Origin of the sequence: Streptomyces sp. WM6386, assembly GCF_000972385.1 — a bacterium.
In the GTDB taxonomy this organism is placed as follows: Bacteria; Actinomycetota; Actinomycetes; order Streptomycetales; family Streptomycetaceae; genus Streptomyces.
On sequence record NZ_JXTE01000033.1, the window covers coordinates 64,989 to 86,277 of the forward strand.

Here is a 21,289-nt window from a genome sequence, read left to right on the forward strand (position 1 = left end):
TCCAATCCGTGGGGGATCAGTCGGTGGTGATACTCACCTCTTCGAACTCGGTGGTGCAGCGGGCCAGGGGGTCACGCGAGCAGACCACGAGGCCCACGTAATAGGGGGCGTCACCGAACCCGGGGATCTCGCCGGTGGCGAGGGTGGTCCAGGTGGCGCCGTCATCGGTGGACAGGGCTGCGGTGAAGGCGGTCCCGACGCGCTTCAGCCGCAACAGGGAGGGCAGGGTGGCGGTGCCGCTGCCCGTGAAGGCCGATTTTCCGGCCACGGTCGTGCGCAGCATGAGCTGCGCGGCGGTTCCGCCGGTGACGATCGCTCCGGCGGCCTGGTCGAACGGCGACAGTGACTTGGCCATCAGCAGGCCGACCCGGTCGGCACTCGCGCCCGTGCGGGAGACGAGCCGGGCGGTGATCTCGCAGTCGCCGGTGACGGGCCGTCGCACGAACTGGCCTGTCATTCCTTGGTTGTTGGCGGTCAGGTCGACGCCCGCACCGCGCAGGGTGAAGGTGCCGTCGGTGTACGAGGTGCTGCCCGGGGTGCGGATGGCGACCACGCCGAGGGTGCCGAAGGCGCGGTCGTCGAGCACGGGGTCGCCGAGGTCGCCGTACGTCCACGGGTCGGGCGGGGGTGTGCCGACGGTGAGCGTGAGCGTGCCGGTGCCGTCGCCGGTCGCGTTGCCGGCGGTGGTGGTGACCTTGAACTCGCCGGTCTCAGTGGGTGTTCCGGAGATCAGGCCGGTGCGCTTGTCGAGGCGGAGTCCGTCGGGCAGTGCGTCCGCGGTGAACCGTACGGGCTCGTGCGAGCCGCGCAGCAGATACCGGAAGCCGTCGCCCTGGTTGGCGAACGCGGTGGTGGCGGAGGTGAGTTGGGGTGTGATCGGGGTCGGCATCTGGGCGGCGGCAGCGTCCGAGAGCGGTCCTCGGCCGCCGCAGCTCGTCTTCGCGACGACGTAGTGGTACGTCGTCCCGGGTGTGCCCGTGGCGTCGGAGTACCGTATGCGGGCGCCGAAGCCGACCGGGCCGACGCCGGTGGCGATGGTCTCGTAGGGGCCGTCGGCGCTCGTGGCGCGCAGCACCTTGTAGCGGGCGGAGAGGTCGGGGTCGGTCCAGGCCAGCTGTACGGCGTCCGCGGCGGAAGCGGCCTTGAGTCCGGTGGCGGTACGGGCCGGGCGGGGCGCGGACCACACCTCACCGGTCTTCGCGGCGACGACGCTGACGTTGTCGAAGGCACCGGTGCCGGTCTCGGCGTACTCCTCGTCGACGCCGAGGCAGGAGGTGAGGACCAGGCCCGCGTAGGCGGTGTGCCCCAACTCGACCTCGGTGGAGCCGACTTCGGTCCAGCGGATGCCGTCCGGTGAGATGGCGCCGGTGCAGCGGCGGCCCCTGCGGGTCACCCGCACCCAGTAGGGGGCCCGCATCCGGTAGCCGTCGCCCGCGCCCTCGACGTACGGCGCTTCGAGCGGGGTCGCCGACTCGGGGAGGGCGCCGAGGTTGGAGATCGGGAAGGCGGCGGCTTCGGTGATCGCTTGCTGCTGGGTGGGCGGGACGGGGGTGCTGCCGGTGCCGGACACGTCGGCCCCGGTGTCCGGCCGCACTGAGAACACCCCGCTCCAGGTGTGCAGCGGCAGTCCCTGGATCATCATCGAGACGTGCGCGGCACCCGCGTCGAGGGAGTCGCGCAGGGTGACTCCGATCTTCGAGTACTGCGAGCTGAGCGGAAACACGATCCGCGCGGTGACCGTGCCGTCCCCCGGCAGGGGCAACTGGACCAGGCGGTAGGCGTCGGCGGTGCCGGCCGCCTCCAGCACGAACCGCTCGCCGTCGAAGGTCGCGGAGCCGGGGATCTTCACCTCGCCGATGTCCTGGGTGGTCCAGGGTTCGGGGAGGTCGGCTGAGGCGGCGGCGAGGCTTGATTCGGGGCTGGTTCCCTGGGAGTTGGTGGCGGTGACCCGGTAGTAGTAAGGGCGCCCGCCGCGTGTGTCGTCGTCCGTGTACGTGGTGCCGTCGACGGTGGGCGCGATCTCCTCGTACGGCCCCTCGGGCTTGGTGGCCCGGTGGACGCTGTACGTGCCCGCCCACGCGGACGGCAGCCACGCGACCGTGACCTTCTTGCCGCCGCCCACCGCTGTGACCCCGGCGGGGGCCGTCGGTACGGTCGGTGAGGGGGCCTGCGTGCGGGCGTAGGCGAAGGTGCCGAAGCTGGGCAGGTCGTCGTTGCTGCCCTCGACGGCGCGCGCGCCGCCGGTGCCGCGGAAGACGGCCGCCCTGGTGTACGGGGTGTCGAGGCCGCGGACGCCGGCGTAGTGGGCGTAGTACATCTCGTAGATCGGCGGCAGGGTGCCGCGCGAGATGGCCGAGACCGTCTTCTTGATGTACTTGCCGGTGCGGTCGAGGTCGGGGGTGAAGGGGACGTCGCCGCCGAGGTTGTACGCGGCCGCGTACTCGGCGGCTGCGAGGATGCGGTTTCCGTCGTACCCCCACAGGTCGACGCCCTGGTTCCAGGCGACCTGCGCGGCGTCGCCCAGCAGGCCGACGGCGAGCTGCTCGTGGCCCTGGTCGCGGCCGGACTCCTGGCCCTGGCCTGCCGCGGTGACGACACGGCCCAGGACGCTGCCGTTTCCGGCCCCGGCCCCGGCGAACCGCAGCGCGTCCTCGAAGAGCGTGCGCTCCTCGCAGAACACGCCGATGGCCAGGATGGACTGAACGGACGTCAGGTCCCAGTTGCCGTTGGCGTACAGCATGTAACCGGATACGGCCGGATACCAGACGTTCAGGAAGGACTGCTCGCAGCGGGCGATGTCGGCGTCGGTCCAGCCGTCGTAGTCGCTGTGCCGCAGCAGCTCGGCAGCGTTGACGAACTTGAAGGCCTGCAGACCCGCGCCGAGCGGGCCGTCGGCGCCGGTGACCATGGTCAGGGAGGCCGACCAGGCGTTGATGATGTCGCGTGCCTTGTCGGCGTGGGCGCGGTTGCCGGTGACGCACCACATGAGGGCGTTCTGGTAGGCGGCGGCCGAGTCGGCGACGGCCTGGTTCTGGAAGTTGGTGGGACCGCGCCCCCAGGAGGTGATCTGGCCGGTGTTCTGGATCGTGTACGTCGGCTTCGAACGGGCGTGGGCCGCGAACGTCAGGTAACCGTCGTAGACCGGCGATTGCCGGTCGGCGACCGCGGCCTTCATCCGGGCGAGGTCGGCGGCGCTGTGGAGCAGTCCGGGGTGGGTGAAGGCGCGGGGCGAGCTGTCGTCGTCCTGGGCCCACGCCGCCGCGGAGGCGGACAGCAGCCCGCCTCCGGCCGCGACCACGAGACCCGCCGCGCCGAGGAAGTTCCGTCGGCTGAGAGGAAACACGGGTGACTCCATGATGGTTCTCAGTGCCCCGTCACGCGTGCTCGACGGTGAACGTGACGGTCTGCGTCGCGGTGCCCACGCTGTTGGTGGCCGAGACCGTGGTGGTGAAGCTGCCGACGTTGTCCCGCATGGTCCCGGAGATCAGACCGGTGGCGGTGTCGATGTCCAGCCCCTTCGGCAGGCCCTCGGCGGCGAACGAGGTCGGCAGGGCGCCGGCCGTGATCAGGTAGTTGAAGATCTGGTTCTTGGTGCCGGTGGCCTTGTCCGGGCTGGTGATGGCGGGCTGGTCGGTGGAGGTGGCCTCGGTGGCGTTCAGGAACCGGGGGCTGATCACGTGCTCGTTGGCGTACGCCGGCATCATGTCGGTGAACTTGTACCAGCCGGGCTTCTTCATCCCGTTGCCGATCATCTTGCCGTTGATGACGAGGTTCTGGAACGTCACGTTCTTGATGGCGTGGTCCGCGTCGTAGCCGACCATGATCGACGGGTTGGCGTGAGTGCCGGTGTAGGTCATGTTGCGGATGAACACGCCGTCGATGCCCCGGCCGACGGAGGTGTTGTACGACTTGTTGTACATGACCCGCATGTTGATCAGCTGGCCCCAGCGGAAGTCCTCCACCCGGATGTCCTGGGCGCGGACGTTGCTGAGCAGGTTGCTGTCACCCGGGTTGAGCGCGATGCAGCCCTGGTAGTCCATCTGCGGTTCGCGGTGGTCGAGGATGTCGATGTCGCTGAAGACGAGGTTCTCGATCGTCTCCGGCTTGTCGGTGTTGCCGTGCGTGCCGACGTTGATCGGGTGCGCGACGTCCGCCCAGAGGGTGGAGTTGCGGACGGTGATGTTGCGGCAGTCGCCGTAGTAGTCCCAGCGGTGGGCGTAGATGGCGATGCAGTCGTCGGAGTTGCGCATCCAGACGCCCTCGATGAGGACGTCCTCGCTGGAGAAGACGTCGATGCCGTCGCCCCACTGGCCGTGGCTGTAGGAGTGCAGGTTGCGAACGGTGACCTGCTTGGACTGGCCGACGGTGACCGAGTAGCCGCTGCTCGGGTTGAGCACCATGATGCCGTCGATCTCGATGTTCCTGGAGTAGTTCACCAGGATGCCGTTCTGCGAGTTGTAGAGCACACCGCGGCCGATCAGCCGGGCGTTCTCGACGCTCGCGAACTCCACTCGCGAGGTCAGCACGGCGCCGCCGGCCAGGTAGAGCGTCTTGCCGCTGGGCACCTGGATCACGTTGTCGGTGGTCTTGTGCAGGCCGGGGCCGAAGTAGATGACGTCGGGGTCGTCAGGGTCGGGGACGTGGGTCTCGATCGGGTTGGCGTGCAGCTGGAGGTTGTTGAAGATCTCGCCGTCGATCTCGATGGAGAGGTTGCGCGGCTGGGCGAGGGTGAAAGTCACCGTGTTGCCGTCCACCGTGAACTGGGTGTCGTACGACAGCGGGCGGATCCTCGCCGTGCCGATGGCGCCCTTGGCGGAGGTGACGGCGACCTCGACGGTGCCCTTGAAGTCGAAGGTGGCCACGGAGGAGTTGAAGACGGGGCCGCTGCCCGTGTTCGCGTCGATCTGCTTCGCCCGGGCACGGTAGACGGGCACCGTCTGCCAGTCGCCGCCCGGCGTACGGGCCTTGACGGAGAAGGCCGAGTTGGTCGGGATCCCGCTCGGGATCGGGTACACCACCAGCTTGTCGGCGGAAGCGGCGGTGTCGTCCGCTCTCGCGGTGCCGGCCGTGGCTCCGATCAGCGAGTACGCGGCGGCGGTGGCACCGGCTGCCTGGAGGAGGGTGCGCCGGGACAGGCCGGTGCTCTGGGTGTCGCTCATGGAGAAGTTCCTTCAGCAAAAGGGGAGATGAGAGATACGGAAGGTCACTTGAGGCCGCTGGTGGACATCCCGGCGACGAATCCGCGCTGGGCGATGAGGAAGATCAGCAGGATCGGGACGACGTACATCACCGAGGCCGCGGCCTGCAGTTCGGGGACGGGTGTGCCGCCCTCGTTGACATAGGCGGTCATCACGGCGACGGCGAGCGTGGTGCGGTCGGTGGACAGCAGCAGCTGCGGGGCGATGTAGTCGCCCCAGGTCCAGGTGAAGGCGATGATGAAACTCGCGGACAGCACGGGCCAGGACTGTGGCAGGAAGATCCGCCAGAAGATCGAGGTGTAGCCGCAGCCGTCGACGATCGCGGCCTCCTCCAGTTCGCGGGGCATGCCCGCGAAGAACTGCCGGAAGAGGAAGACCAGATACGGCGCCGCGGACAGGCCCCACAGCACCCACGGCCAGTAGGTGTCGACCATGCCGAGCTTGGCGAAGATCAGGTAGGTGGGCAGCAGGGTGACCATCTGCGGCATCATCATCGAGCCGAGCAGCACACCGAACAGCACCTTCTTGCCGGGCGCGTCCAGCCGGGCGAAGCCGAAGCCGACCCAGGCCGAGCTGAGAGTGACGAGCGTTGCGTAGAGAAAGGCGATGATCAGGGAATTGCGGGCGTAGCCGAGGAAGTCGATCTGGTCGAAGGCGTCGGCGAAGTTGTGCCACTGGAAGGCGTCGGGCAGCCAGTGCACGGGAGAGGCGGCCAACTCCCCTTGTGTCTTGAGTCCGGAGAGGATCAGCCAGCCGAACGGGCCGAGGAACAGTCCGGTGACGGAGACGAGCACGGTGTAGAGGGCGAGGCGTTTGGCACGCACGCGTACGCGCACGCCGGCCATCGGCGACTTGGGCGGCAGGCTGGTCGCGGTCACTTCTTCGCCTCCGGGTCGACGTTGTAGAACACGGCGCCGGACGTGAACTTGAAGATGAGTCCGGTCACGAGGAGGATGAGGACGAAGAGCACCCACAGCAGTGCGGAGGCGTAGCCGTAGCGGCCGAGCGCGAAGTACTGCGCGAACACGTGCATCATGTAGAGGTAGTTGGACTGCGGGACCGTGGTGACACCGCTCGTGTCACCGAGCGGTGCCAGCAGCAGCGGCATGATGGTCTGCACCGAGGCGATCATCCCGGTGACGGTCTGGAAGAGCAGCACGGGCGACAGCAGCGGCACGGTGATGCTGCGGAAGGTACGCCAGGCACTCGCCCCGTCGATGCGGGCCGCCTCGTGGAGCTCCCGGGGGACGTCCTGGAGACCGGCCAGCGAGATGATCATGACGTTGCCGGCGCCCCAGAGCACGGTCATCAGCAGTACGTAGCGGGCGTAGGGGTCGGCGAGCCAGGCGACGGCGTCGATGCCGAAGAAGGTCAGAACGCCGTTGGTGGCACCGGAGTTCTGGTCGAAGAGGAGCTTGAAGGCGAGGCCCGCGCCCACCGGCGGCACCACGGCGGGCAGATACAGCAGGGTGCGGAACAGTCCGCGCGCCTTGAGCGGCCGGTTGACCAGTACGGCGAGGCCGAGTCCCGCGATGATCGACAGCGGCACCGAGGTCACCGCGAACAGGCCCGCACGGCCGAGGGAGTCCCAGGTGACCGGATCGTTCAGCAACTCGCGGTAGTTGCCGAGTCCGACGTACTTCCAGTTGGGCGAGATGCCGTCGAAGGTGGTGAAGCTGAGCCACAGCGCGTACGCCATCGGCACGACGGTCAGCAGCAGGAACCCGATGATCCAGGGCGAGGTGAACAGGTAGAACGCCCGGTACCTGCGCGCGGTCATGGTGATCCGTGGCCGCCCGCCGGCGCTTGCGCGTCCGGTGCTCGCGGCGGCGTCGGGCCGGTCCGCGACCGGGGAGATCTGATCGACCGTCATCCCACCTGCTCCTTACCGCGCTTCAGCTGATCATTGATGGCCGAGTTCAGACGCCCGGCGAGGGTGTCGACGGAGATCTGGCCGTTCATCGCGGCGGGGGCTATCTGGTTGAAGAGGGCGTCGAATGCGTCCGCCCTGGTGTACGGAGTGAAGGAGACCACCGAGAAATGCTTCAGTTCGTTGTTCTGAACCTTCAACACCCTTTTCTCGTAGTCCTCCTGACCGGGCATCAGTGAGCGCAGCGACTTCAGCGTCGGGATGCCCCAGCCGCCGGCGGCGCGTGCCTTGGCCGGCTCCTCGCCGAAGAACCACTCGAAGACCCGCCAGGCGGCGTCCTTGTTCTTCGCGCCCCGCGGCATCCACAGTCCGGTGCCGCCCTGGCAGGCGCTGATCCGCCGGCCGCCCGCGAACACCGGGGCGGGCGCCAGCCTGGATGCCTTCGCCAGCTTCTTGTCCGGGTAGATCATGCCGCCCAGCCAGTAGCCGGAGTTCGACATGGCCAGCCGCCCGGCCTGATAGGTGGGACCGTCCCAGCCGTTGGGATCGGGCTGGATGAGGCTCGGTCCCACCTTGGTCCGGCAGTAGTCGACGTACCAGGCCAGGGCCTTGCGGGCCTCGGGGGTGGTGAAGTCGGCCCGGGAGAAGTCGTCGTTGAAGAGGCTCCCTCCGGCGGACGCGGTCATGGTCGTCAGGAGCGAGGCCCGGGTGAGTCCGGCGTAGCTGCCGCCGAAGACGGTGGTCTGCCCCTTGTTGCGCTGCACGAGGCGCTTGGCGGTGTCCTGCCACTCCTCGAAGGTGACGGGCTCGGTCTCCGAAGGGTGGTCGACACCGGCCTTGTCGAAGGCCGCGGTGTTGTACCAGTACATGGAGTCCTGGGAGAAGTCCTTGGCCATGCCGTAGCGCGGACCCTTGCCCTGGGTGCGGCCGTCGTAGCGCCACAGGTCGTTGACGGGGTCCAGGTCGTCCAGCTTGAGGACGGCGCTGCGCGCGAAGTAGGGGTCCAGTTCCTCGGCCACGTCCCGTGCCGCGAAGAACGGCGAGTCCACGGCGCCCACGCCACGCACCAGGTCGGGCGGGTTGCCACTGGTGAGCATGGCGATCAGCTTGGTGATGTCGTACTTCACCAGGACGATCTTGATGCCGAGGGCCTTCTTCGCCTGCTGCACCTGCTCCGGGAGGATGTCTCCGGAGTTGACCATCACGGTGACGGTCTCCCCCGAGCCGCTGACCCCGCTGGACACCTGCATCGCGCAGCCGCTCAGCGCCGCCGCACCGGCCGCGGCACCTCCCGCCGACAGGGCGAGGAACCGGCGGCGGCCCATCGGAGCACCGACATGAGGGTGCATGAACGCACCACCTCCCGCTTCACCTAGTTGGCTCGATTGCGTGGCAACCGGTTGTTGGGCAGTGGGGCAGAGCTTCTTCCTGTCCGGAAACCGCGTCAAGGGCCTTGACGAATTTTCGAAAAGACTGCGTAACCCCGACGACACGCGCCGGACGGTCCACAAGGCCGCACTGAATGGCAAAAGTGCAGGTCAAAATCGTCTCGTACCCCCATGTCAGCCACCCCCGTCCGGACGTGCACACCGGTCGGGACAGCCCCGCACGCGATCTCACCGATCCCCCGCAGGGGCACGGAACGCAGCTCGATCACCGCCGACGGGCAGTCATCAGTAGACGTTCTTGACGGCCTGTTCGGAAACCGGTTGTCACGAACGAGGCCACGCTTGGGCCTACCGGCGCCCAGGTCGAGGAGGGAACAGAACTCCCGGTCCGTCCCCTGTCGCCCGGGCCCCCGCGAGGTTGGCTCGGCGACGCGGATCTACGGCATTGCGCCTCGCGCGACCTGCTGCGGACACCGCCGCAGCATCGGCCGCCAGGCCGACGCCACGACTGCGCCGCGGGACGACTGGCTGCCGACCGCTGAGGCCGCTCGGCGAGAAAACGCGGTAACCGATTTCCCAACAGAGGGGGATCAAGACCCTCGGCCACAGCACGGCACCGAGGAGTCCTCCCCGGCCTCAACTCCCGACCCTGACCCTCCACCCCGCCGTGACGTGGGCATACGGGCGGTAACGAGCCAGGGAGAAATCCGCGCCGCCCCGATCCGCCAGACCGATTGACCCGCCGTTCCCGGCAGATCTACGGTAGAAGGCGCTTTCTGAAAATGTTTCTACTCAGCGTGTCAGGAGTCTCATGCCCAGCCCTCAGCTGCCGCGGGCCGTGTTCGCGATGGACCCGGTGCACCTCCCCCTGCTCTTCCCCCCGGCGCTCATGGCCCGGCTGCGGCAGGCGGCCGACCTCGATCCCGGCCTCGTGCTGCGGGACTTCACCGATCCCGCGGCGGCCGAGGTCCTCGCCGCGACCGAGGTGCTCATCACCGGCTGGGGCTGCCCGGGCCTCGACGCGGACGTTCTCGCCGCCGCACCCCGGCTGCGCACCGTGCTGCACGCGGCGGGCTCCGTCCGCTCGCTCGTCGGTGAGGAACTGTGGGAACGCGGCATCAGCGTGTCCAGCGCGGTCACCGCAAACGCGCTGCCGGTCGCGGAGTACACCCTCGCGATGATCCTGCTCGCCGGAAAGGACGCCTTCACCCACCGCGAACGGTTCCGCACCACCCACGCCTACCCGCCCCCCACCGAGACCGCGCACATCGGCAACGTCGGCCGCCGCATCGGCGTCATCGGAGCCTCGCGCGTGGGACGCCGACTGCTGGAGCTGCTGCGCCCCTTCGACTTCACGGTCCTGCTCCACGACCCCTATGTGAGCCCCGCCGAGGCCACCGCGCTCGGCGCCCAACTCGTCTCACTGGACGGCCTGTTGGGCCAGTGCGACATCGTCAGCCTGCACGCCCCGGACATCCCCGAGACCTACCGCATGCTCGACGCCGGACGGCTCGCGCTCATCCGGGACGGCGGTGTCCTCATCAACACGTCCCGGGGCGCGCTCGTCGACCCTGACGCACTGACCGACGAGCTGGTCGCCGGTCGACTGCATGCGGTACTCGATGTCACCGAGCCCGAGCCGCTGCCGGCGGGGTCGCCGTTGTACCGGCTGCCGAACGTGTTTCTCACCCCTCATATCGCCGGGTCGCTCGGGAACGAGCTGGAGAGACTCGGGCGGATCGTGGTGGAGGAGCTGGAGCGGGTGGCGTCCGGCGGGGCCCTGGTGCACGAGGTGCGGCATGCGGATCTGAGCCGTGTCGCCTGAGGGAACCGGCACCTCTCGGCCGACGGAAACAATGGGATACGGTTTTCCGCACCGGCTCCGGGCCGGGCCCCCGACCGGTGTCCTCCCGGCCTCCGGTGGGGCGATCGCGACGGTGAAGGAGCCCCCAGGGTGAGTCAGCGCAAGGCTTCGGGCGACGCCGGACGGGCCACCATCCGGGACGTCGCGGAGCGGGCGGGCGTCTCCGTCGCCAGCGTCTCCCGCGTCCTGTCGGGCAACTACCCGGTCTCGGAGGAACTGCGCCGCCGGGTGATGAAGGTGGTCGGGGACCTGGACTACGTCACCAACGCCCACGCCCGCTCCCTGGCCGGCGGCGGCACACCCACGGTGGCGATCCTCATCAACGACATCACCGGCGCCGCGTTCGCCCATGTCGCGAGGGGCGTGGAGGGGGCCGCCACCCTGCGGGGCTGGCTCTCGCTGGTCGGTACGACGGGTGACGACCCCGAGCGTGAACTCGCGCTGGTCAACATGATGCGCCAGCAGGGCGTCGCCGCCGTGGTGCTGCTCGGCGGCGCCTACGACTACGACGAGTACCAGCTGCGCATGGCCCGGTTCGCCCGCTCCCTGGACGCGGCCGGCTCCCAACTCGTGCTGGTGGGCAGGCCGCCGCTGGAGGGTGACGTACCGGCGACGACGGTCGACTACGACAATGAGGGCGGCGCGTACGCGATGGCCAGCCATCTGTTGTCGGCCGGGCACCGCAAGGTCCTGGTACTGCCGGGACATGCCGAACTCACCACCGCGCAGGGCCGGTTGAGGGGAGCGCGGCGGGCCTTCGAGGCATACGGCGTGCCCTTCGAACCCAGCATGGTGCGGCACGGCTTCTACGACTACGAGCACGGCTACGACGCCGTCCAGGAGAGCCTGCGCGACGGGCTCGACTTCACCGCGGTGCTGGCCGGGACCGATGTGGTGGCGGCGGGTGCCATGCAGGCGCTGCGTGCGGCGGGGCTGCGGGTGCCGGAGGACGTGTCGATCGTCGGGTACGACGACATTCCCCTCGCGTCCCAGCTCACCCCGCAACTGACCACCGTGCATGTGCCGTACGAGGAGATGGGCCGGGTCGCGCTGCGCGCGGTCGCCGACCGGCGCGAGGGGGGCCCGGGCCGTCGCAAGGGCGACGGGGACCACCTCGTGCTGGGCACCCATGTCGTCGTACGCAACTCCGTACGACCGCCCGCCCCTCGCGTGTGATCCATGCGAGTGGGCGCCCTGGAAGCGCTGGAAAAGCGATCGTTTCGTAAGCGTTTTCCAAAGGTTTTTTCGCGACCTCCCGAGGCCGGGCCGCTGGTCGCCCGGCCCCTGCACAGACTGCACTCCACATGCCCTGACCTGCACATACAGCCGAAGATCGGCCGCCGCCCGCAGGACACTCCGGCATCACGCGACGGACAACCCGGCGTAACAAATTTCCGCGCACCTCTTGCTATGGACTGATCCGTCGTCCTACCGTCCCAGCAACCGCTTACTACAGCTTCCGCTTGGCCGACCCCCCTCAACCGCGAGCCGCGGATTCCGGCCGCCGTTCCCGGCCTGCGCCCCCCGAGCCGCCGTCCTCGTTCCGAGACGCCCAACTTCCGAAGGAACACGGTCAGATGAACTTCACCAGCCGCCGGAGAAGGTTCGCCCAAACCGCTGTCGCGGGTATCGCGCTGACAGGCCTGCTCGCCGCCTGTGGCGGGTCGGACTCCGGAGACGACACCGACTCCTCGGGCCCGGTCACCCTCGACTTCTGGGGCTGGGCCAACGGCCAGGAGGCCGTCGTGAAGGCGTTCAACGCCTCTCACAAGGACGTCCAGCTGAAGTACACGAAGATCACCGACCAGCTGACCATGCAGAAGCAGCTGAGCAACGCCGTCAAGGCCAAGAACGCACCCTGTCTGCTGCAGAACACCGGCGAGTACGTGACGAGTTGGGTCGCGCAGGGCGCGCTGGCCGACATCTCGAAGTACGTGGAGTCGAGCAAGGGCAAGTTCAACTCCGGTTCGTGGGCGACCGGTCAGGTGCAGGGAAAGACCTACGGTGTGCCCACGGCCTCGGCGCCCGCGTTCACGATCTACCGCACCGACCTCTTCAAGAAGTACGGCCTGAAGGCCCCGACGACCTGGGACGACTTCATCGCCGCGGGCAAGGTCCTCAAGAAGCACGACATCAAGATCACCAACTACGCCGGTGAGGACCCCAGCACCCTGGAGGTGCTCGCCATGCAGGCTGGCGCCCACTGGTACGCCATCGACGGCAACGCCTGGAAGGTGAACTTCCAGGACGAGGGCAGCCTCAAGGCCGCGAAGGTGATCCAGGAGATCATCGACAACGACCTCAACGCCAAGCTGTCCTTCGCCGACTACGCGGCCGTGCAGCGCAGCTTCGACAACGGTGACACCGCGACCCGGCAGATCTCCACCTGGCAGATGTCCGGCATGGTGCAGAACTTCACCAAGTCCTTCGGTGACTGGGCGCTGTCCCCCTGGCCGACGTTCGCCGGTGAAGCGGCCAGGACGCCGGCGGGCACCAACCAGAGCGGCAATCTGACGCTGGTGTCCGAGCAGTGCGAGCACCAGGAGCAGGCCGCCGAGGCGGCGCTGTGGATGTCCACCGACCCCGGCGCGGTCAAGACCATGGCCAGCCCGGAGACCGGCAGCGGTGTGATGCCGGCGCTGGCCGACAGTGACTCCTACGTGCCCGAGGCCATCTCCGAGAAGCTGCTCGGCAAGAACTACGACCCGGCGCAGCAGATCGTCAAGGACAGCCTCTCCACCGTCACCACCGACTGGACCTTCGGCCCCAACTGGACCGCGATGTTCACCGAGTTGCAGAGCCAGTGGGGCAAGGTCGTCAGCAAGAAGCAGACGGTCACCGACCTCCTCGCACACATGCAGGAGTGGACGGTCAAGGACCTGAAGTCCCGCGGCATCAACGTCAAGGGCTGAGGCACATCCCGATGATTCGCTCACTGCGCTGGAAGGGTGCCGCCTTCACGGTGCCCTTCCAGCTCGGCTTCGTGTTCCTGTATCTGCTGCCGATCGGCTACGCCGTCTACCAGTCGCTGTACCGCTCGCAGTCCTCCGGTCTGGGCCTGGGCGGCACCACCGACGAGTTCTCCGGCTTCGACAACTACCAACAGGGCCTGACGGACTCGAAGTTCATGGGCTCCGTGCTGCGGGTGGTGGTCTTCGCCCTGGTGCAGATCCCGGTGATGCTGCTGATCAGCCTGGTGCTGGCACTGCTCCTGGACGCGGTGACGGCCAAGGTGGCCGGCAAGTTCCGGATCATGCTGCTGGTGCCGTACATGATCCCCGGGGTGGTCGCGGCGATCGTGTGGATCAACGTGTACAGCCCGGACGTCGGCCCGCTCACCCCGCTCGGCGACTTCTTCGGCTTCCACTGGAACTTCTTCTCGCCGTCGATGGTGTGGCCGTCCATCGGCAACCTGCTGACCTGGCACGGCATCGGCTACAACATGGTGATCATCTACGCGGCGCTGCAAGGCGTGCCGCGTGAGCTGTTCGGGGCCGCGCGTCTCGACGGCGCCTCCGAGTGGCGGATCGCGCTCAACATCAAGATCCCGTTCGTGCGGGGCGCGTTGGTGCTCACCGGCATGCTCTCGATCATCCAGATGCTGCAGATCTTCAACGAGCCGGCGCTGTTCCGGAACATCACCCCGGAGACGGTCGACGACAGCTTCACCCCGATCATGATCATCTACAACCAGGCGTTCAACGCCGGGAACTACCACTACGCCGCGACGCTCTCGGTCCTGCTCGCACTGATCCTCGGTGTCGCCTCCTTCCTCTTCTACCGGCTCACTTCGAGGGCGGCCGACTGATGACTCTCACCGAAGAGCGCGCGGGCACCCGCACCGTCCGCCGTCTCAACCGCCCCGACCCGGCGGCCCGTTCACGCGGCGGCCAGCGGTTCCTGCTCGTCGGCCTGATCCTGGCGAGCGTCTACAGCCTGTTCCCGGTGTGGTGGCTGATCGTCGCCGCCACCAAGGACCGCACGGGCCTCTACCAGTCCAACGGTCTGTGGTTCTCCGGCTGGCACCTGTGGGACAACCTGCACCAGGTGTTCACCTACGACGACGGCATCTTCCTGCGCTGGACGTTCAACTCGTTCCTGTACGCCGGTGTCGGCTCCCTCGGCGGCACACTGATCGCCCTCGCGACAGGCTACGGCCTGGCCCGCTTCGCCTTCCCGGGCCGCAACCTGGTGTTCGCGAGCGTGGTCGGCTCGTTCCTGATCCCGCTCGCCCTGCTGACCCTGCCGCTGTATCTGCTGTTCTCGGAGATCGGCCTGGTCGACACGCCCTGGGCGATGCTGATCCCCTGCCTGATCAACCCGTTCAGCGTGTACCTCGCCAAGGTGTATACAGAAGCCACCATTCCGTACGAGCTTCTGGAGGCCGCTCGTATCGACGGCGCCGGCGAGCTGCGGATCTTCTTCAGCATCGTGCTGCGGATGATGACGACGGGCGGCGCGACGGTCTTCCTGCTCGCCTTCGTGAACACCTGGAACGCCTTCTTCCTCCCCCTCACCGTGCTGCGCGGCCAGGAGAACTGGACCCTCAACCTCGGCCTGTACAACTGGTCCGGCAAGCGCGCGGAGTCCGGCGTCGACCTCACCAGCCTGGTGCTGACCGGCGCCCTGCTGTCCATCGTCCCGATGGCGATCATGATGGTCGCCATGCGCCGCTACTGGCGGACGGGCGTGACCATGGGGGCCCTCAAGTGACCGTCGCACCAGGAGCTTTGACGTGACCTTGCTGCACAACCCGGTCCTCCGCGGCTTCGCCCCCGACCCCTCCCTGGTCCGGGTCGGCGACTGGTACTACCTGGCGACCAGTTCCTTCGAGTGGTTCCCCACCATCCCGGTCCACCGCTCCCGCGACCTCGCCCGCTGGGAGTACGCGGGCCATGTCCGCGGGGCCGTCCCCGGCGACTCGCTGGCCGGCGTCCCCGACTCGGGCGGCGTCTGGGCACCGTCGCTGAGCTGGGACGGCGAACGGTTCTGGGTCGTGTACTCGATCGTCCGCTCGGTCGGCACGCCCTACTTCGACGTGGACACCTACGTCAGTACGGCGACGGACCCGGCCGGCGAGTGGACGGCCCCGCGCCGCGTCGCGAGCCACGGCTTCGACCCGGCGCTGTACCACGCCGAGGACGGCCGGCTGTGGCTCCTCAACCTCCAGAACGACTGCCGCCCCGGCGGCCGGCGCTTCGCCGGCATCGTGGCGACCGAGCTGGACCGCGGGACCCTGGCCGCCGTCGGCGACACCCATCTGCTGCTCCAGCACGGACGGCTCGTCGAGGGGCCGAAGCTGCTGCGGCGGGAGGGCTGGTACTACCTGGTGCTGGCGGAGGGCGGCACCGGTTTCGAACACGGGGTGCTGGTCGCGCGCAGCCGTGTGCTCACCGGCCCGTACGAGGTCGACGAGCGGCCGCTGCTGACGACTCGGGACGACCCGACGGTGCCGTTGCAGAAGGCGGGGCACGGGGAGCTGGTCCAGACACCGGGCGGGGACTGGGTGTTGAGCCATCTCGCCGCCAGGCCATTGCACACCGTCGACGGCCGACGGTGCCCGCTCGGGCGGGAGACCGCGATCCAGGCGGTGGTGTGGGACGGGGAGGGATGGCCGAGGCTGCGGGACGGTGGGCACCATCCGGCGGTGGAGGTCGACGTACGACTGCATACAGTCGACCTCTCACCGGATTCGGCCGACTCGGCGCATACAGTCGGCATGCCGTCGTATACCGGTGACGGTCCGGCGCCCACGGTCGACCGTCCATTGCATACACCGACCTCGCACCCCACGGCCACAGCCCCCAACCCCGACTCCGACCCGGGCTGCAACCCCCGCTCCGCCCCCACCCCCGGCTCCCACCTCGCCTGGCCCTGGAGCACCCTGCGCGCCTACGCCGACCCGTCCTGGGCCGACCCCACGACCCGCCCCGGCTGGATCCGTCTGCGCGGTCGGCACGGCCCGGAGTCCTGGTGGGCGCACAGCCTGCTCGCCCAACGCATCACCGAGCACCGCGCGGAGGCCGAGGTCACCGTCGAGGCGCGGCCGGGCACGTTCACGCAGGCCGCCGGTCTCGTGCTCTGGTACAACACCGAGGCCTATCTGAGCCTGGACCTGACGTGGGTGGAGCCGGAGGGCGAGGGACAGCACGGGCAGCAGTGGAGGGGCGGTGGCCGTACCGTGCTCAGCCTCGTCGAACGGGAGGAGTCCGGGACCCGGCAGGTGGCCGCCGTGGACGTGGACGCGGGCGCACCGCTCACTCTCGGCGTGACGGTCGACGGCGCGGAAGCGCAGTTCTGGTATGTCCGGAGCGGCGTGCGTACGCCGGTCGGCGGGCCGCTCGACTTCAGCAAGCTCTCCGACGACCACGGTTCCAGGCTCCGCTTCACGGGAGCGATGGCCGGCATCCACGCCGTGGACCTCGTCGACGCGGCGTTCACCGCCGATTTCACGGGATTTCGCCTGACCTGCCGGTAGCCCTCGGCCTCTTCCCGACTTTCTCCGGCGAACTTAGGGTAGGAAGCGCTTACTATCCGCCTAGGTCGAAAACTTTCCATGGCCCTCGGGCGGGCCGGAGAGGTTGGTTCCCGATGGTCCGTACGGGGAGTGCGAGTGTGGCTGCCGGGCCGACGCTGGCGGTCGTGGCACGGGAGGCGGGGGTGTCCGTGCCCACCGCCTCCAAGGTCGTCAACGGCCGGGAGGACGTCGCACCCGAGACCCGCCGCCGGGTCACCGAGGCCCTGGACCGGCTCGGCTACGTCCGCAGACCCCGCTTCGACGCGGCGAAGCCTCCCGCGCTGGTCGACCTCGTCGTGCACTCGCTCAACAGCTCCTGGTCGGGGGCGGTGCTGCACGGTGTGGAGGAGGCCGCTCACGACGCGGGCCTGGAAGTGGTGGTGTCGGCCGGGCTGACCCGCCAGCGGTGCGGGCGGCCGGAGCGGGGCTGGCTGGACAAGCTCATCGCCCGTGGTTCGTCAGGGGTGTTGTTCAACCTGGCCGAGCTGACGCCCTCCCAGTACGCGTGGCTGGAGCAGCACCGCATCCCGTTCGTGATGATCGACCCCGTGGTGGAACCGCCGGCGGGCGTGGTGTCGGTGGGCGCGGCGAACTGGCAGGGCGGGATGGCCGCGACCGAGCATCTGCTGGCGCTGGGCCATGAGCGGATCGCGGTGATCGCCGGGACCCGGCGCAAGATGTGCAGCACCGCCCGGGTGGCCGGCTACCGTTCGGCGCTCGCGTCGGCGGGGGTGCGGCAGCGCCCGGAGTACGTACGTCATGCGAGCTTCGACGAGTCCGTCGCCCGCGAACGCATGCGGGAACTCCTCGACCTCCCCGAGCCGCCCACCGCCGTCTTCGTCTGCTCGGACCGGATGGCGCTCGGCGTCTACGAGGCCCTGGCCGAACGGGGGTTGAGCATCCCCGACGACATGAGCGTCGTCGGCTTCGACGACCTGCCGGAGGCCCGCTGGGCCAGCCCTGCCCTGACCACCGTCCGCCAGCCGCTGTCGGAGATGGCGGCGACGGCGACGCGGCTGCTGGTGCGGATGATGGAGGGGACGCGGCCGGAGGGGACGCGAACGGAGTTGTCGACACGGTTGGTGGAGCGGGCCAGTACGGGGCGGCCGCGGGGGTAGGGGCGGGTCGGCGGGCTCCTTACCGGGGCCTAGGTCGCCCGCCAGACCGACACGTCCGCCATCAGGGAGCTCATTCCGGGGGTGTCCCACAGCGCGGTGTTCTTCACCTGGACCACGAGCAGCGCGATGTCTCCGGAGGGATGCTTGACGCAGAACTCGCTGCCGGCGGAGGCGGCAGCGAGCGGGAACGTGTGGTAATCCTCTCTCGTTTCGGCCTCGGCGCCGTCGAGGAGCCAACTGCAATCCTTGAAGTCGGCACCCGTTTCCTCGGCGAAGTACTGGACGATCAAGCTGGCGTCACTCTCCAGCGCACAACCGACGTCCTCGCAGGTGAAGCGGACGTCACCCTTGCGGTCGTCGCGTGTCGCCGGGCGTTTGCCGTCGTGGAGGTACAGGGAGTTCTTCTCGTCCAGAAACTGGGGCACGTCCGCCGATATGGCGCGAGGCTGCCCGGCCGACGTCGAAGCCGAGGAGGAACTCGACGCCTCCTCCGCCCCCTCCTCGCCCTTCGCGTCCGCCCCGGCCGCCGTCGACGCCCCCGCCGACCGCCCAGACGCCGTCGCACTCGGCGTCACCGAGGACGAGGTCGTGTCCCGCCCCCCGCCACCGTCCTCCCCCTCCTTGGCCTTCCACACCAGTCCCGTCACCAGCAACGCGCCCGCGACCACCAACGCGCCCGCGACCAGTGCCGTACGACGACGCCGACCCCACCCCCGCTCCGGCCCCGTCGGGACGGTCGCCCGTGCCGGGGCGATCAGCGGCATCGTGTGCACCGGTGTCGGATCCTGGACCGGAGCCGGAACCGTCACCTCAGGCCCCGTGACTTCGCGCCAGACCGCCGGTCCCGCACCCGCGTCGGCGTCCGCGCCCAGTCGCTGTCGGCACCACTCGACGACCTCGGCGAGCGTGGCCCGCTCCTGAGGGTCCCTGGCGAGGCACCGCGCGAGCATCGGCCGCAGCGGTTCGGGCAGGCGGGACAGGTCGGGTTCGGAGTGGACGATCCGGTAGAGGACGGTGGCCGAGGGGCCGTCCCCGTACAGCGGTGAGCCCAGGGCCGCGAACGCCGCGGTCTGGCCCAGCGCGAAGACATCCGTCGCCGACGTGATGTCACCCGCAACCGCCTGCTCGGGGGCCATGAACTGGGGTGTGCCGACGGCGGCGCCGGTGGCCGTGTAGGCCGTGGTGTCGGCGGCCAGGGAGATGCCGAAGTCGATGACCCGTGGGCCGTCGGCGGCCAGCAGGACGTTGGAGGGCTTCAGGTCGCGGTGGACGATTCCCTCGCCGTGGATGGCCTGGAGCGCCTCGGCCACGCCCGCCATCAGCCACAGGACCGCCGGTACCGGGAGCGGGCCGCGTCGGTGAACGGCTTCCGCGAGGGAGGGTCCGGGGATGTAGAGCGTGGCCAGCCAGGGTGGACGGGCGTCCGCGTCGGCGTCGATGAGCTCGGCGGTGTAGGCGCCGCGGACCCGGCGGGCCGCCTTGATCTCCCGGCCGAAGCGGCGCCGGAAGTCCGGGTCTTCGGCCAGCTCCGGGCGTACCACCTTGATCGCCACCGGTCGGCCACCCGCCGTGTGCGAGAGATAGACCCGACCCATGCCACCCGCGCCGAGCCGGGCGGCGAGACGGTAACCGGCCACCGCGGGCGGATCGTCCACCTGAAGTGGCTGGAACACGTCAGCCGCGTTGTTCACCTGTCCCCCTGCTCCCCTGATCCCCGGTCGCGCCGATCCGATCATCCGTGCGACAGCAGCAGCCTAAAGGGTTTTCTGTGGCTGCTGACCAGGATCGGGACCGCGACCGTCCAGCCGGGCCGCCCACCTGATCCCGCCCAGCAGGTGCGCCCGGAAGTCAGGGTCCTCGTACGCCTCGGCGGCGTGGCCGAACGCCGTGTAGAAGACCCGGCCCGCGCCCTGCTCCCGGCACCACACCAGCGGGTGGTCGGCACCCATGCCGCCGCCGTCGTACGACGACTCGTCGGCACGGGCCAACACCCGTACCGTGCCACGGGGGTTCGCGCGGAAGTCGTACCACTCGTCGGTGAAGTCCCATACGACGGGCAGGTGTCGGGTGGCCGGGTGCTCGCGGTCCTCGACGACGGCCTTGCCGGGCTGGTACTCGGGGTGCCGGTCGAAGCGGGCGCCCAGCAGTTCGCCGTAGTACGGCCAGTCGTACTCGGTGCAGGCCGCCGCGTGTACGCCGACGAAGCCGCCGCCCGACTCGACGTAGGAGGTGAGCCGTTCGCGGCCGGTCGGGGTGAGGACCTCGCCGCTGGTGGAGAGGAAGACGATCGCGGCGTACCGCTCCAGGGCTGACTCCAGTGCCGTCGGGTCCTCGCTCGCGTCGACCTCGAAGCCGCCGAGGGCGTGTACGGCGGCGATGGCGGCCGGGATGGAGTCGTGCCGGTAGGCCGTGGTGCGGGTGTAGACGAGGAGTCGAGGTGCCATGCCGGCGACCCTATGCGCAGGGACCGCGGGGCCGGTTCAGGTCCCGCTGAAGTGATCAGTCCGAAAATTTCGGCAGCCCAACGGCACCCTGGCCTCTGCGTGAGGCGACCGGCCACCGCTCAGGTGTTCCATCACGGAGGCCGCTCTGCGTAGCCTCGGCTGCACGATGAACACCATTCCCGCACGACTTGACCACCTCGTCCTCGCAACCCCCGATCTGGCGGCGACGGTCGCCGACTTCGCCCGGCGTACCGGTGTGGTGCCCGCGCCGGGCGGGGTGCACATCGGGTTCGGCACCCGGAACTACCTGGTGTCGCTGGGCGGTACCGGCTATCTGGAGATCATCGGGCCGGACCCGGAGCAGCCCGAGCCGCAGGGGCCGCGCCCCTTCGACGTCGACACACTGGCGGCGCCCCGCACGGTGACCTGGGCGATCAGTCCGCCGGACCTGGACGCGGCGGTCACGGCCGCCCGGGCCCGCGGGTACGACCCTGGCGCGGTGCATCCGATGAGCCGCCGCAGACCGGACGGCACGCTGTTGGAGTGGCGGCTGACGGACGGCGAGACTCAACACCCCTCCGGTCTGGTGCCGTTTCTCATCGACTGGGGCACCGCGGTGCACCCCTCCGCGTCCGGTCTGCCCGCCACTCCCCTGCTGGCGCTGTCCGCGACCGCCCCCGACCCGGGCGAGATCCGCGCCCTGCTCGCGGCCCTCGACACCGAACTCACCGTCACCGAGGGGCCGGTGGGGCTGTCCTTCACGGTGGACACCCCGCTGGGGCCGGTCAGATTCGACTGACAGTGATGATGTTCGTGGTGACGCTGCGGGTGGGTCTGACCCGTCGACTGACTGACGTTTCGACTGTCCGGTTTGGGATTTGTCGGCCCGC

The 21,289-nt window shown here is 69.2% G+C and carries 15 protein-coding genes; 8 read left to right on the top strand and 7 right to left on the bottom strand.

Features of this window, described 5'->3' with window-relative positions; translation table 11 throughout:
- Positions 1 to 16: 16 nt before the first annotated feature.
- From TN53_RS21280 to TN53_RS21300, 5 genes are read right to left on the bottom strand one after another with little or no spacing between them, the layout of a single operon-like run.
- Complete coding sequence (locus TN53_RS21280; RefSeq protein ID WP_420719116.1) at positions 17 to 3,343, bottom strand: alginate lyase family protein; 3,327 nt, start codon at positions 3,341 to 3,343, stop codon at positions 17 to 19.
- Positions 3,344 to 3,374: 31 nt separating this feature from the next.
- Complete coding sequence (locus TN53_RS21285) at positions 3,375 to 5,159, bottom strand: glycosyl hydrolase family 28 protein (protein WP_046260167.1); 1,785 nt, start codon at positions 5,157 to 5,159, stop codon at positions 3,375 to 3,377.
- Positions 5,160 to 5,203: 44 nt separating this feature from the next.
- On the bottom strand, positions 5,204 to 6,076 hold the full coding sequence (locus tag TN53_RS21290) for a carbohydrate ABC transporter permease (protein ID WP_046260168.1): 873 nt from the start codon (positions 6,074 to 6,076) through the stop codon (positions 5,204 to 5,206).
- Positions 6,073 to 7,071 carry a carbohydrate ABC transporter permease gene (locus TN53_RS21295; RefSeq protein WP_046260169.1) on the bottom strand — a complete coding sequence of 333 codons (999 nt, stop codon included), beginning with the start codon at positions 7,069 to 7,071 and terminating at the stop codon, positions 6,073 to 6,075. Before TN53_RS21295 ends, TN53_RS21290 begins: the two co-directional genes overlap by 4 nt.
- A complete protein-coding gene (locus TN53_RS21300; RefSeq protein WP_046260170.1) occupies positions 7,068 to 8,417 on the bottom strand; it encodes an extracellular solute-binding protein in 1,350 nt (449 codons plus the stop codon). The genes TN53_RS21295 and TN53_RS21300 overlap by 4 nt, the downstream gene beginning before the upstream one ends.
- 850 nt (positions 8,418 to 9,267) lie before the next feature.
- On the opposite strand from TN53_RS21300, the gene TN53_RS21305 reads away from it, so the two are divergent.
- The 7 genes from TN53_RS21305 to TN53_RS21335 all read left to right on the top strand — a co-directional run bounded on the left by TN53_RS21305 (position 9,268) and on the right by TN53_RS21335 (position 17,955).
- Entirely contained in the window at positions 9,268 to 10,281 is a 1,014-nt protein-coding gene (locus TN53_RS21305) for a hydroxyacid dehydrogenase (RefSeq protein ID WP_199924626.1), read from the top strand.
- A 129-nt stretch (positions 10,282 to 10,410) separates the two neighbouring features.
- Positions 10,411 to 11,496, top strand: a complete 1,086-nt coding sequence (locus TN53_RS21310; protein WP_046260171.1) for a LacI family DNA-binding transcriptional regulator — start codon at positions 10,411 to 10,413, stop codon at positions 11,494 to 11,496.
- 401 nt (positions 11,497 to 11,897) lie between these two features.
- Complete coding sequence (locus TN53_RS21315; protein ID WP_046260172.1) at positions 11,898 to 13,232, top strand: ABC transporter substrate-binding protein; 1,335 nt, start codon at positions 11,898 to 11,900, stop codon at positions 13,230 to 13,232.
- Positions 13,233 to 13,243: 11 nt separating this feature from the next.
- Positions 13,244 to 14,128, top strand: coding sequence for a carbohydrate ABC transporter permease (locus tag TN53_RS21320; protein WP_046260173.1), 885 nt, complete (start codon positions 13,244 to 13,246; stop codon positions 14,126 to 14,128).
- On the top strand, positions 14,128 to 15,033 hold the full coding sequence (locus TN53_RS21325; RefSeq protein WP_046260174.1) for a carbohydrate ABC transporter permease: 906 nt from the start codon (positions 14,128 to 14,130) through the stop codon (positions 15,031 to 15,033). The genes TN53_RS21320 and TN53_RS21325 overlap by 1 nt, the downstream gene beginning before the upstream one ends.
- Positions 15,034 to 15,055: 22 nt before the next feature.
- Positions 15,056 to 16,798 carry a family 43 glycosylhydrolase gene (locus TN53_RS21330; RefSeq protein ID WP_046260175.1) on the top strand — a complete coding sequence of 581 codons (1,743 nt, stop codon included), beginning with the start codon at positions 15,056 to 15,058 and terminating at the stop codon, positions 16,796 to 16,798.
- A gap of 113 nt (positions 16,799 to 16,911) precedes the next feature.
- A complete protein-coding gene (locus TN53_RS21335) occupies positions 16,912 to 17,955 on the top strand; it encodes a LacI family DNA-binding transcriptional regulator (RefSeq protein WP_046260176.1) in 1,044 nt (347 codons plus the stop codon).
- Positions 17,956 to 17,984: 29 nt separating this feature from the next.
- Here the strand turns inward: TN53_RS21335 and TN53_RS21340 are convergent, their stop codons facing one another.
- Positions 17,985 to 19,646, bottom strand: a complete 1,662-nt coding sequence (locus TN53_RS21340) for a serine/threonine-protein kinase (RefSeq protein ID WP_046260177.1) — start codon at positions 19,644 to 19,646, stop codon at positions 17,985 to 17,987.
- Between the two features lie 63 nt (positions 19,647 to 19,709).
- On the bottom strand, positions 19,710 to 20,399 hold the full coding sequence (locus TN53_RS21345; protein WP_046260178.1) for a ThuA domain-containing protein: 690 nt from the start codon (positions 20,397 to 20,399) through the stop codon (positions 19,710 to 19,712).
- Positions 20,400 to 20,565: 166 nt separating this feature from the next.
- Here TN53_RS21345 and TN53_RS21350 point away from each other — a divergent pair, with 166 nt between their 5' ends.
- A complete protein-coding gene (locus tag TN53_RS21350; protein ID WP_046260179.1) occupies positions 20,566 to 21,198 on the top strand; it encodes a VOC family protein in 633 nt (210 codons plus the stop codon).
- Positions 21,199 to 21,289 lie beyond the last annotated feature (91 nt).